This window comes from Streptomyces sp. NC-S4, assembly GCF_054353315.1.
On the sequence record NZ_CM135937.1, the window covers coordinates 7,822,899 to 7,835,245 of the forward strand.

At 72.3% G+C, this 12,347-nt stretch carries 12 protein-coding genes and 1 pseudogene; 8 read left to right on the forward strand and 5 right to left on the reverse strand.

Annotation, left to right across the window (positions count from 1 at the left end; genetic code table 11):
- Positions 1–115 precede the first annotated feature (115 nt).
- Positions 116–856, forward strand: a complete 741-nt coding sequence (locus ACXNSR_RS35010) for a TetR/AcrR family transcriptional regulator (RefSeq protein ID WP_458639344.1) — start codon at positions 116–118, stop codon at positions 854–856.
- Positions 857–881: 25 nt separating this feature from the next.
- Here the strand turns inward: ACXNSR_RS35010 and ACXNSR_RS35015 are convergent.
- Positions 882–2,708, reverse strand: a pseudogene (locus ACXNSR_RS35015) (TerD family protein).
- 329 nt (positions 2,709–3,037) lie between these two features.
- Between ACXNSR_RS35015 and ACXNSR_RS35020 the strand changes: the two are divergent.
- Complete coding sequence (locus ACXNSR_RS35020) at positions 3,038–3,913, forward strand: universal stress protein (RefSeq protein ID WP_458639345.1); 876 nt, start codon at positions 3,038–3,040, stop codon at positions 3,911–3,913.
- A 43-nt stretch (positions 3,914–3,956) separates the two neighbouring features.
- Here the strand turns inward: ACXNSR_RS35020 and ACXNSR_RS35025 are convergent, their stop codons facing one another.
- The gene (locus tag ACXNSR_RS35025; RefSeq protein ID WP_458639346.1) at positions 3,957–4,673 is read right to left on the reverse strand and encodes a response regulator; all 717 of its coding nucleotides are present in this window, start codon (positions 4,671–4,673) and stop codon (positions 3,957–3,959) included.
- 264 nt (positions 4,674–4,937) lie between these two features.
- On the opposite strand from ACXNSR_RS35025, the gene ACXNSR_RS35030 reads away from it, so the two are divergent.
- Complete coding sequence (locus ACXNSR_RS35030; RefSeq protein ID WP_458639347.1) at positions 4,938–5,264, forward strand: STAS domain-containing protein; 327 nt, start codon at positions 4,938–4,940, stop codon at positions 5,262–5,264.
- A gap of 10 nt (positions 5,265–5,274) precedes the next feature.
- Positions 5,275–5,772, forward strand: coding sequence for a pyridoxamine 5'-phosphate oxidase family protein (locus ACXNSR_RS35035; protein WP_458639348.1), 498 nt, complete (start codon positions 5,275–5,277; stop codon positions 5,770–5,772).
- 48 nt (positions 5,773–5,820) lie between these two features.
- Here the strand turns inward: ACXNSR_RS35035 and ACXNSR_RS35040 are convergent, their stop codons facing one another.
- On the reverse strand, positions 5,821–7,539 hold the full coding sequence (locus ACXNSR_RS35040) for a sensor histidine kinase (protein ID WP_458639349.1): 1,719 nt from the start codon (positions 7,537–7,539) through the stop codon (positions 5,821–5,823).
- A gap of 144 nt (positions 7,540–7,683) precedes the next feature.
- Between ACXNSR_RS35040 and ppk2 the strand changes: the two genes are divergently transcribed.
- From ppk2 to ACXNSR_RS35055, 3 genes are all read left to right on the forward strand, one after another.
- Entirely contained in the window at positions 7,684–8,478 is a 795-nt protein-coding gene (ppk2, locus tag ACXNSR_RS35045) for a polyphosphate kinase 2 (RefSeq protein WP_458639350.1), read from the forward strand.
- A gap of 133 nt (positions 8,479–8,611) precedes the next feature.
- Entirely contained in the window at positions 8,612–9,823 is a 1,212-nt protein-coding gene (locus tag ACXNSR_RS35050) for a cytochrome P450 (RefSeq protein WP_458639351.1), read from the forward strand.
- Positions 9,824–9,828: 5 nt separating this feature from the next.
- Positions 9,829–10,023 (forward strand): ferredoxin, encoded by a 195-nt coding sequence (locus ACXNSR_RS35055; protein ID WP_458639352.1) that lies wholly within the window; start codon positions 9,829–9,831, stop codon positions 10,021–10,023.
- A gap of 123 nt (positions 10,024–10,146) precedes the next feature.
- Here the strand turns inward: ACXNSR_RS35055 and ACXNSR_RS35060 are convergent, their stop codons facing one another.
- Positions 10,147–10,782 carry a TIGR03086 family metal-binding protein gene (locus ACXNSR_RS35060; RefSeq protein ID WP_458639353.1) on the reverse strand — a complete coding sequence of 212 codons (636 nt, stop codon included), beginning with the start codon at positions 10,780–10,782 and terminating at the stop codon, positions 10,147–10,149.
- A 99-nt stretch (positions 10,783–10,881) separates the two neighbouring features.
- On the opposite strand from ACXNSR_RS35060, the gene ACXNSR_RS35065 reads away from it, so the two are divergent.
- Entirely contained in the window at positions 10,882–11,853 is a 972-nt protein-coding gene (locus ACXNSR_RS35065) for a helix-turn-helix transcriptional regulator (protein ID WP_458639354.1), read from the forward strand.
- Positions 11,854–11,933: 80 nt separating this feature from the next.
- On the opposite strand, the gene ACXNSR_RS35070 is transcribed toward ACXNSR_RS35065, so the two are convergent.
- Positions 11,934–12,335 (reverse strand): hypothetical protein, encoded by a 402-nt coding sequence (locus tag ACXNSR_RS35070; protein ID WP_458639355.1) that lies wholly within the window; start codon positions 12,333–12,335, stop codon positions 11,934–11,936.
- Positions 12,336–12,347: the final 12 nt, after the last annotated feature.

A 12,347-nucleotide genomic window follows, 5' to 3' on the forward strand; every position in this document is an offset into this window, starting at 1 on the left:
AGGGGAGCTGCCGGACGCCGGGTCGACCGGCGGCTGTCGCACTCTCCATCGCACTAACTAGATTTTCAGTCTAGACTAAGAATCTAAACTTTTGGGACCGAGGTGAGCGAAACCCATGGCGACGTCAGAGACCGGGCCCGCGCGGCCGCAGCGCCCTGCCCTGTCGGAAGGTGTGATCGAAGCGGCCGGCGCCGCTCTGCGGCCTGCGGCTCGGGCCACGGCCGACCGGAAGCGCCAGCCCAGCGGGGACGAGGCGCGGGGGCGGGCGATGCGGGCCGCCATCAGCGTCATCGCGGAGAAGGGCACGGCGGGCCTGCGGATGTCGGACATCGCGGCGCGGGCCGGGATGAGCACCGGGCACATCCTCTACCACTTCGGCAAGAAGGACCGGCTCCTGCTCGAAGTCCTCGCGTGGAGCCAGGCGGACCTCTGGAACCGGTTCCAGCAGGCTGCCGACGAGGCCGCGTCGCCGGCCGAGAAGCTGGCGCTGTTCGTCAGCTACTACCTGCCCCGCCACCAGGGCGACGAACGCTACGCGCTGTGGACGCAGGTCCTGGCACAGCGCCACGACGAGGCGGGCCGAGAACTCCTCACCACGCTGCTGGACGGCTGGGACGAGCGCCTGGAAGCCATCGTGCGTGAGGGCCGGGACCTGGGACTCTTCGCCGACGTGGATCTTCCCGAGTTCACCATCCGGGCCGTGGCCATGCTGAGCGGGCTCTCCGAGGACGTGATGTTCGGACGGTCCCGCTGGCAGCACACCTCCGCGCACGCGTTCGCCCTGGCCGCCCTCGAACGCGAGCTCGGCCCGACCGGCCGGACAGGCGACGGTCGGGGAGCGCCGGCGACGCCCTAGCCCGCCCCGGCGATCGCCTCGGGGATCATTCGGCGATGTCGACGCCGTAGCCGCGTGCGACCGCGGCGAGGTCGCGGTCGTATCCCTGGCCGACGGCACGGAAGCGCCACAGCGGTCCCCGTCGGTAGAGCTCGGCGAGGATCAGGGTGCGCTCGGTGGTGGCGGCGTCCAGGGTGGCCTGGGCCAGGCGGGTGGTGTCGGTGCCCGCCCCCAGGGTGATGTGGACGGGGCCGATGTCGCCGAATGCCGTGCCGCCGTCGATGGCAGCGACCACGACCACCTTGCGTGCCGCGGGCGGCAGGGCCACGAGATCCATGACGATCGTCTGCTCGGTGGGTCCGTCGCTCAGCAGCCGCACCGCACCGTCGGGGCTCTCCGGGGCTCCGTAGAACACGAAGTCCTCGTCGCGCGAGACCTGTTCGTCGCAGTCGACGGTGAAGGCGACGACGTCGATCTCGCAGCCGGTCTGCTGCGCCCAGGTGGCCGACACGCTCCAGCCCTCCGCGGTGCTGCCCGCGCCGGGGAGGTCGATGACACCGCCCCGGGGCAGGACCCGGGGCGACGGCGCCACTTCACGTGCCCGTGCGGGCGGTGCTGCGGCCGTCGGCGCGGTCAGCCACTCGGCCGGATGGACCGGCAGCTGGAGGGATGTGATCCGGGGCATCCGCCGATCGCGCTCGCCACCGGTGAGGAGGACCGCATCGGTGACACTGGCGGAGAGATTGACGGCCGCGGCTCCGCCGAGGGCCACGACGCGGGCCCTCGCGTCCGCCGCGTCCTGGTGCAGACCGCCCAGCACCAGAACCCGCCGCCCGGACAGCCGCCCGTGCGAGGCGGACCCGCCATGACGGGGAGTCCGGATCTCCGGCATCGCTCCGGCCGGTCGGGGAGCGGGGCTGCCGGCCGGCACGGCGACCGGGGCCTCGGCGTCGAGCGGAATTCCCGGGCGTACGTCGCGCAGCAGCCCGAGGAAGGCCTGCTCGTCGAGCAGTGGTGTCCCCTCGGTGCGTGCTCGTCGTGCCTTCGCGGACGTGGACGCCGGATCGTTGGTTACGAGGACGCTCGTGTACCGGCTGACCGAGCCCATCACGTTCAGCCCGGCGGCGACCGCCCGTGCGACCAGTTCGGCCCGCGCGGTGCCGGTGTCCCCGGTGACGGAGATCTTCATGCCCTGTCTGAGCGGACCACCCGGAGCGAGCCGGCCCGGATTGCGGAACGCGCACGGTGTCTTGGGCGGCTTCGGGGTGAACCGCGGGTCCTGCCGTGGCGGACAGGACACCAGCGGAAGAGGCAGATCGAGCCGGGCGGCCTCCCGCAGGGAGGCTCGTAGGATCCCGGCCAGCACATGGGTGTCGTCCAGTGCGTCATGTGCCTTCTTCTGGGCCACGCCGTAGTAGGCCGCGAGGGTGCCCAGCCGGAGGTCGGCCGTGGGCGGGTCCACCCGCCTGTTCAGCGCCAGCGTTCACAGGCGCCGCGACACGGGCAGATGAGACCGGGCCCGGGCGAACTCGTGCGCCAGGAAGTCGTAGTCGAACTGGGCGTTGTGGGCCACCATGACGTGGCCCCGGAGCATCGCGCCGATGCGGTCGGCGACCTGGTCGAAGGCGGGCGCGTCCCGCAGCAGTTCGGCGGTCAGGCCGTGGACGTGTACGGGGCCCGGGTCGCAGCCGGGGTTCAGCAGCGTCGTGAACTCGCCGGTCTGCCGACCGTCCGGCCCGAGGGTCACCACGGCGATCGACAGCACCCGGTCCCGCCTCGCCATCAGGCCCGACGTCTCCACGTCCACGAGCGCCCACGGAAAGGCGTAGCCGTTCGGATCAGCAGCGTTCAGGACGGTGGAGGTGAGAGTCATGGAAGGAACAACTATCCGGCCCGTGAGTCACTTTCAACCCGAATGCCGAGATTCCCGACCTCCGGGTGCCGACGGCCGACGCGCTCACGCCCGCTCCGTGCGCGAGGGTCCGGGACGTCCGTCGACCGAGTCGATGCCGGCATCCTGCGCCCGGCCCGGGTACGGCCGGCAGGGGAGGACCGGCCCTCGGTACGGGACGGTCGGCCCTTATCCGCGCCTGCCGGGCCCGGGGAGGGTGGATCCCGGTGGCGCCCGGTCCTCCCCGGCCGGCGCCGCCCATCCCCGCCGACGACCCCGATGCCCCGCGCATCAGTACGGAGGACAGACCTGTGAAGCGCACCCTCGTCGTCGGAGTGGACGGTTCCGCCGAGAGCCTGGCCGCTGCCGACTGGGCCGCGCGCGAAGCCGTGCGCCGCGACATGCACGTGCACGTGGTCCACGCCTGGCTGTGGCAGCCGCTCGCGGTCCCGGTCGTCCAGGACCGCGGCACCGAGGCCCGCCGGGCCAAGGAGATCCTGGAGGAGACGGAGGCCCGGCTCACGCGCCGGCACCCGCGCCTCTCGCTCTCCGCGGAAGTGGTGCAGGACGTCCCCGTGCCGGCTCTCCTGAGCGCCGCCAAGGACGCCGAGATGCTGGTGCTCGGCACCCGCGGGCACGGCGCGCTGGCCGGTTTCCTGCTGGGCTCCTACGGTCAGCAGCTGATCGCCGCCGCCGAGTGCCCCGTGGTCTGCGTCCGGGCCCGGGACGGCGAGCCGGTGCCCGGGACTGACGGGGGCGAGGTCGTCGTCGGCCAGCAGGGCGGCGCCGCGGAGTCCGCCGAGGTACTGCGCTTCGCCTTCGAGGCGGCCGCGGCGCGCAAGGTCCCGCTCCGCGCGGTCCGGGCCTGGAGCCTGCCCCCGGTCTACGGCTACAGCCCCGGCTCGATGTGGATCGCCCAGCAGTTCGCCGGGCTGGAGCCGTTCGAGAGGGACGCGCTGGACCAGGCACTGGAGCCGTGGCGCCCGAGGTTCCCCGAGGTGGAGGTCGTCGCCCAGGTGGAACAGGGCAGCGCCGGCCACGTGCTGTTGTCCGCGGCGTCGCACGCCCGGCTGGTCGTCGTGGGCCGCCGGGTCCGCGAGTCGGCGGTGGGCGCGCGGATCGGGTCGGTGGCCCATGCCGTGCTCCACCACTCGGCCTGCCCCGTCGCCGTCGTCCCGCACCGCTGACCACTGCCGCTGACCGGCGCCCGGCTCCTCCCGCTGACGGTTCCTACTCGGCGGTCGGGACCGGGTGCCGGCCGGGCGGGGTCAACGCGTGACTGGCGATCACCGCGGCCTGGACGCGCCGCTCCACGCCGAGCTTGACGAAGAGCCGCGAGATGATGTTCTTGACGGTCTTCTCCGCCAGGTACAGCCGCTGTCCTATCTCCCGGTTGGTGAGGCCCTCGCTGACCATGAGGAGGATCTCCTTCTCCCGGTCCGTGAAGCCGGGAAGCCCGGGAGCCTGCTCCTCCTTGGGCACGTCGCCGCGCATTCGGGCCATCAGCCGGGTGGTCGCCCCGGGGTCGAGCATCGACTGGCCTGCGGCCACCGTCCGGACGGCGGTCACGAGGTCGGTACCGGCGATCTGCTTGAGCACATAGCCGGAGGCCCCCGCCATCACGGCGTCCAGCAGCGCCTCCTCGTCGTCGAACGACGTGAGCATCAGGCAGGCCAGCTCGGGCATCCGCGAGCGCAACTCCCGGCACACGCTGACCCCGTCGCCGTCCTGGAGCCGTACGTCCAGGATCGCGACCCGGGGGCGCAGCGCGGGGATGCGGACCAGCGCCTGCTGCGCCGTGCCCGCCTCACCGACCACGGTCAGGTCGGGTTCGGCGTCCAACAGGTCGTGCACTCCCCGGCGTACGACCTCGTGGTCGTCGAGCAGGAAGACACTGATGGGCTCCGCCGCGGGGGAGGGGACAGGGGGGACACCGCTGCCGGTCATGACGCAACTCCTTCGCCTGGGTCCGTCCTTGACGCACCAACACCGGCATCCTGCCTCCCGTACGGCCGGACGGACAGGGCCGATCGGCCCCCATCGGCCACGTGCCGTGTGCGGCAGGGGCGTCGGAGCTTGTGGAAGAAGGGACCTTCGGCCCTGTCCGAAGGGCCTGCCGGGCCGTTCCGGGTGCACGCGGCCTCCGATGAACTTGAGGACGCACGGGGAACGGCGCGACTCGACCGAGCCGCACGCAGCGCGGAGGAAGCCATGACGACCGCCTTGATCGACCTGAAGACCGTGGGCCGGGACGACCGCGGTCTGAGAATCGCCCTGGCCGGCGAGCTCGACTTCTACACGGTCGGGCAAGTGACGCCACGCCTGCGCGAGCTCGCCGGATCCGGCCACCGGAACATCGTCCTGGACCTGCGCGGCCTCGCCTTCTGCGACAGCGCGGGCATCGACCTCCTCGTCCGGCTGCACCGCCGCTGCCGCGCGGAGGGAACGCGCCTCCTCCTGTGCGACGTGCCGCCCCTGGTGGTGAAGTCGATGCGGGTGCTCGCCGCCGACCGCGACCTGCAGTTCGTCGTCCTGTGAGGTGCACATCGTGGATCAGGAAGCCTTACGGCGGCCCGGCGGTCGGACCGGTGACATGACCGCCGCCGCCCGGCACATGCGGGAGCTGGACAGGGCCGAGGCCCTGCGACTGCTCTCGGCGGTGTCGCTGGGACGCATCGTCTTCACGCAGCACGCCCTGCCCGCCGTCCGGCCGGTCAACCACCTCGTCGAGGGCGAGGACATCATCGTCCGGATCCACGACGGCGGGGCGCTGGCCTCCCTGGCGGCGCCCGCCGATGCCCCAGGCGTGGTGGTGGCCTATGAAGCGGACGACATCGACCCCGTCACGCACCTCGGCTGGAGCGTCGTCGTCACCGGCTACGCGAGGGTGGTGGTCGACACCGACGAGGTGGACCGGTACGCGCACCTGCTGCGCCCCTGGGTGGCACGCCCGATGACCAGCGCCCTGCGGATCCGCCCCGACCTCGTCACCGGGTTCCGGCTGGAGGCGGACCCGACCTGGCTGGTGTCGGCGGCCCGGGGCTGATCCCCCGGGGGTGCCCCGGTGCCGATCCTCCCGCAGGCGCCCCGGTGTTCAGCTCCCGGTGTGGAGGGGCGCCCGCCAGACGAGCCTGGTGCCCCCCTCGTCGGGAACCTCGTGGGTGAAGGACCCGCCCAGGCTCCGCGCCCGCTCGTCGAGGTTGCGCAGGCCGCTTCTGCGCCCCTGGGCCGACAGGCCCTTCCCGTCGTCCGAGACGGTCACCATGATTTCTCCCTGGCCGGCCCTGAGGGTCACGCCGACCCGGGTGGCCTGTGCGTGGCGGGCGGCATTGCTGAGGAGTTCACCCAGTACGGCCATGACGTGGTCGGCCAGCTGCGGCGTCACGTCGGTGTCGAGCAGGCCCTCCATGCTCAGGCGCGGCGGGTGCCGCAGGGTGGTGGCCGCGTCACCGACGGCCCGGGCGGCACGGGCGCGCAGACCGGGTCCGCTCTCGCGGTCCTTGGTGCGGAGTCCGAAGATCGTCGATCGGATGATCTTGATGGTTTCGTCCAGGTCGTCCACCGCCCGGCCGACCCGTTCGGCGGCTCCCTCGTGCTCCACGAGCCGGGCGGCGCTCTGCAGGGTCATACCGGTGGCGAAGAGCCGCTGGATGGCCAGGTCGTGCAGGTCGCGGGCGATCCGGTCGCGTTCCTCCAGCAGGGCTATCTGCTCGGCGTCCCGGCGCCGCTCCGCCAGTTCCAGGGCGAGTGCGGCCTGACCCGCGAAGGCGACGAGGGGCTCCAGTTCGCCCTCGCCGAAGGCCGGTTCTCCCGCGGCGCGCGCGAGCAGCAGGACGCCCCGGCTCGCGCCACCCGCGGTGCCCAGCGGGACGGCCACGGCGGGCCCCGGTACGCCCTGCACCTGGGCCTCTGCCGGGTAGCGTTCGTCGGCCGAGGGCAGCACGGCCGTGACGGGCTGGCCGGCCCGGTGCGCCGTCCCCGAGAGCGTGCCGACGAAGGGCACGACGAGGCCCTGCCGCGCGCCGGCCTCCGTACCGGCCGCGAACTCCACGACCAGGCCGTCGATACCGGCCACGGGCATGGCGATGTCCGCGAGACGTGCCGCGGTGATCTCCTGCGCGCGGCGGGCGATGAGCTCCAGCACCGCCGGGCGCGAACTGCCGGACAGCAGGCTCTCGGTGATCTCCGCATTGGCCTTCAGCCAGCGCTGCTGGCGCTGCGAGCCCTCGTAGAGCCGCGCGTTGTCGATCGCCACGCCCGCCGCCACCGAGAGGGTGGAGATCACGGTCTCGTCCTCGGTGTCGAAGTCGAGCCCGCCCCGCTTGTCGGTCAGGTAGAGGTTGCCGAACACCTCGTCGCGGACCCGGATCGGCACACCGAGGAAGGTGCGCATGGGCGGGTGATGGGCCGGAAAGCCGTAGGACGAGGAGTGCGCGCCGAGATCGGTGAGGCGCAGCGGTTCCGGGTGGTGGATGACCTCCCCGAGCAGGCCGTGGCCGGCCGGGAGGGGGCCGATCCCGGTGATCTCCTCGTGCGTGAGTCCCACGGTCAGGAACTGGGCGAGCGTGCGGCCGTCGGGGCCGATCACGCCGAGCGCGCCGTACTCGGCGTCGACGAGCAGCGCGGCCGCCTCCACGATCCGCCGCAGCACCTGGGCGAGGTCCAGCTCCCGCCCCACCGACACGACGGCCTCCAGGAGGCTGTGCACCCGGTCACGGGTGCCGCGCACGGCGTCGATGCGCACCTGGAGTTCGTCCAGCAGCTCGTCCAGCCGCATCCTCGGTACCCGGGTCAACGGATTCCCCACACCCACGCGCTTTCCCTCCGGTGGCTCGCTCGGTTGCCCGATCCACGGTCAGCGTATCGACACGCCCGGGTCCGATGTGCGTCGTTGCGCGCGGATGTCCGCTGTGACTGACTTGATCGGAACGCCGGACGGCGACGGGGAGGAGATGCCATGGGTCTGAAGAAGGCGGTCTACGAGGAGGAGCTGCTGCGGCTCCAGACAGAACTGATCAAACTCCAGGAGTGGGTGCGTGCGGAAGGTGCCCGCCTCGTCGTCGTCTTCGAAGGCCGGGACGCGGCGGGCAAGGGAGGCACGATCAAGCGCGTCGCGGAACACCTCAACCCGCGCGTGGCCCGCATCGCGGCCCTGCCGAAGCCGACCGAGCGGGAGCGCACCGAGTGGTACTTCCAGCGCTACGTGGAGCACTTGCCCGCCGCCGGCGAGATCGTCCTGTTCGACCGGAGCTGGTACAACCGCGCCGGAGTCGAACACGTCATGGGCTTCTGCACGCCCGCGCAGCACCGGCTCTTCCTGCGCCAGTGCCCGGTCTTCGAGCACATGCTGGTGGAGGACGGGATCCTGCTCCGCAAGTACTGGTTCTCCGTCAGCGACGCGGTGCAGGAGGAACGCTTCCGTCGCCGCACCGAGGACCCGTTGCGGCGGTGGAAGCTCTCCCCGATGGACCTCGAGTCCCTCACGCGCTGGGAGGCGTACTCCCGGGCCAAGGACGAGATGCTCGTCCACACGGACACGGTGGACTCCCCGTGGTACGTGGTCGAGAGCGACGACAAGCGCAGCGCGAGGCTCAACATGATCGCCCACCTGCTGTCCACGCTTCCCTACGCGGACGTGGCACTGCCCTCGCTGACCCTGCCGCCCCGTCCTCCCTCGACGGGATACCAGCGCCCGTCCAAGGAGCTGCAGAACGCCGTTCCCGACCACGCGTCCACCCTCGGGAAGGGCTGAAGCGCGCCGCTGGGCGCGTCGCTCGGGTGAACCCGGGCGGACTGGCCGAAACTGGCATAGAACAGATAGGTGCCTTAGGCATGTAATGGAGTCCGGCGTGAACGGAACCATCGCTTGCGAGGTGTTGCTTTCCATGACCGAGGCCATGTCCCATGCCCTGCCGGATGCCGTCGCCTTCCCCCAGGACCGCACCTGCCCCTACCACCCGCCGACCGCGTACGGGCCGCTGCGGGAGAGCCGGCCCCTCTCGCGCGTCGCCCTCTTCGACGGCCGCTCCGTATGGGTGGTCACCGGCCACGCCGAGGCGCGCGCCCTGCTCTCCGACGCGCGGTTGTCCAGCGATCGCAGCAATGAGGCGTTCCCCGCCCCCACCCCCCGCTTCAAGGGCCTCCGGACCCGGCGTGCCGCGCTGCTCGGGGTGGACGACCCCGAGCACAACCGGCAGCGCCGGATGCTGATCCCGAGCTTCTCGGTCAGGCGGATGGCGGCCATGCGGCCGCAGATCCAGGAGACCGTGGACCGGCTGATCGACGCGATGGTGGCGCGCGGCCCGCGGGCCGAACTCGTCAGCTCCTTCGCCCTGCCGGTCCCGTCCATGGTGATCTGCTCCCTGCTGGGTGTCCCGTACGCGGACCACGAGTTCTTCGAGGGGCAGTCGCGGCGGCTGCTGCGTGGTCCCGAGCCCGCCGACGTCGAGGACGCCCGCCACCGGCTGGACACCTATCTGGAGGCCCTGATCCGGCAGAAGCGCACCGATCCGGGCGACGGGCTGCTGGACGAGCTGATCGCCACCCGGCTGGAGACCGGCGAGACCACCGTGGAGGAACTGGTCGACCTGGCTGTGATCCTGCTGATCGCGGGCCACGAGACCACGGCGAACATGATCTCCCTCGGCACCTTCACGCTGCTGCGCCACCCCGAGCAGCTCTCCGCACTGCGCGACGAACCCTCGCTGATGTCGGAGGCGGTGGAGGAGCTGATGCGGTTCCTCTCGATCGCCGACGGCATGCTGCGGGTGGCCACCGAGGAGATCGAGGTCGGCGGCGTGACGATCCACCCGGACGAGGGGGTGGTCTTCTCCACCTCCGTCATCAACCGCGACGAGACGGTCTTCGAGGAGCCGGACTCGCTCGACTGGAACCGGCCCACCCGCCACCACCTGGCCTTCGGCTTCGGGATCCACCAGTGCCTGGGCCAGAACCTGGCCCGCGCCGAGATGGAGATCGCCCTCGGCACCCTCTTCCGGCGGCTGCCCGGCCTGCGCCTGGCGGCCGACCCGGACGAGATCCCCTTCAAGCCCGGGGACACCATCCAGGGCATGCTCGAACTCCCCGTGGCCTGGTGAGCGGCATGCGCATCTCGGTCGACCAGGACGTCTGCATCGGCGCCGGCCAGTGCGCGCTGACCGCGCCCCAGGTGTTCACCCAGGACGACGACGGGCTCGGCGAGGTGCTACCGGGCCGCGAGGACGGCCACGGCAGCCCGCTCGTACGGGAGGCCGCCCGGGCCTGCCCGGTCTCGGCGATCACCGTCGCGGAGGGCTGAGGCTCCCGGGACCGCCGGGCCGGGAGAGCCGCGCTCCCGGCCGAACCGCCCGTGGCGACCACGAGGGAGAGCGGTGACCGCGGCTGCCTCCCGGCCGTCGATCCCGGCCGGCCCGTGAGCGTCTCAGGGCCGGCGTCCGGCCCAGGCCACCAGGCGGTCGATGGCCGGGGCCTCGGGGGCCACGGCCACCACCTCTCCGAAGGGGATCCGCCCGCCGCGGGTTTCGGCCGGCAGCGCGCGGCGTACGACGCCGATCACACGCTCGATGAGGGCCTGGTCCCAGTCGGGCTCCTGCCCGGTCGCCCTGGCCAGGTCCCAGGTGTGCACGATGAGTTCGTGGGTGTAGACGGCCGCGGCGGCCGCGCCCGGCAGGACGCCCATCGGCAGGCGCAGCTGCCGGCCCAGGATGCCCGGATCCGCCCATACCTCCGCGACCTCACGCGCGTCCGGCGCCCAGGCCGCCGCCCATGCGCCGTCGGCGATCTCGTCGGCGAAGGACGGGACGCTGAACGGGTCCTCGCCGCGCCCGATCACCGAGATCCGGCGGACGACGGCGACGAGGTGGCTCGACAGCCGCCGTACGTCGAACTCCTCGCAGGGGGTCGGGGCGTCGTACTGCTCGGGCCGGACGGCGGCCAGCGTACGGCCCGCCAGCTCGACGGCCGTGGCGAGGTCGGTGCGTGGATCGAAGGAGAGGGGGGCGGCGACGGTGCCGGTGGAGTCGGACGGGGTCCCGGTGAGCTGCTCGGTGGTGTTCATGGGTTCATCCTGTAAGCAAAACTGGCCACCTTCTGGCCAGTTTTCCGAAGAGAATTTGAAGGGCGACGACGCGGCACCCCGAAGAAGGAGACTGGGCACATGAGAGCCGACCGACTGGTGGCGACCCTGCTCTTCCTCCAGGAACGCGGCCGTGTCACCGTTCCCGAAGTGGCCACCGAACTGGAGGTGTCCGAGCGCACCGCGCGCCGGGATCTGGAGGCCTTGGCCTCGGCCGGCATCCCCGTCTACTCGCAGCGCGGCCGCGGCGGCGGCTGGTCCCTCGTCGGCGGGGCCCGCACCGACCTCACCGGGCTGACCGCCGACGAGACCCGGGCGCTCTTCCTCGTCACCGGCCCCCTGTCGGCCACCCCCGAACTGCGCACCGCCCTGCGCAAGCTGGTCCGGGCCCTGCCGCAGACCATGCGGGCGCAGGCCCAGGCCGCCACCCGCGCGGGGGTCGTCGACGCCACGGACTGGTCCCGCAACGCCGTCACCGCCGATGCCGCCCACCGCTCCGCGCTCCAGGACGCCGTCGTGGACGGGATCCGCGTCCGCCTCGGGTACGCGGGCACCGGCAAACCGGCCGGTGAACGCACCGTCGATCCCCTCGGACTCGTGGCCAAGGCGGGCGTGGACTATCTGGTCGCCGGTACCGAAAAGGGCCTGCGCACCTTCCGGCTCAGCCGGGTCACCTCCGTCGAGCCGACCGGCGAACCGGTGACCCGGCCGGCCGACTTCGACCTCGCCACGGCCTGGGAGACGCTGTCCGGAGCCTTCCAGGCCGGCATGCACGCGGTGACCGCCCGGGCCCGTGTCCGTCCCGACGCGCTCGCCCTGCTGCAACGGTTCCTCGGCGGCCGCGTGCGCGTCGGCGGTCCGCTGCCCGACGGCTGGACCGAGGTGTGGGTCGACGGCCCGGCGGCCAAGGCCCTGGCAGGGCACCTGGCCGGACTGGGGGCGCGGGTCGAGGTGCTGGAGCCGCCGGAGGTACGACACTGGCTGGCCCGGATCGCCGCCGAACTCACGCAGATGTACGCGGGGGAGGAACCGCAGGCACCGTACGGCCAGTAGCCGCTCCGCCGGGGGACCCGCGGGGTGGCGGTATCACGGCGAACGCCACGATACCGCCACCCCGTCACTCGGTCATGTCGTCAGGTTCCCGCGGTGGCTTCAGAAGCCGCCTCGACGATTCCCAGTGCCAGCCCGTCGAAGTTCTCCCGGAAGAAGCCCGTGCGACGGTAGAACGCCTCTTCCGAGAAGGGAATGTGCCCGTCGAGGAACATGGTCGCGCAGGCGGTCAGCGCGCCGTGCAGCACATGCAGATCGTGCGCCGCCAGCCGGACGTCCGTCGTCCGGTCCCTCACCACCAGCAGGCGGGTCCGGAGCCGGACGAGTCCTTCCCGGTCGGCGCCCAGTTGAATGAGGCGGGCCTCCTCGGTGAACTCCCGGCCGGCCATGAGCTCCAGAGCCTCGCGCATCGCTTCCGCCTGGGAAGGGGCGATGCGCGCGGTGAACCCGTCGCCGTCGCGAATCAGTCGGATCTGTCTGCGCATTGTTCCGTGCTC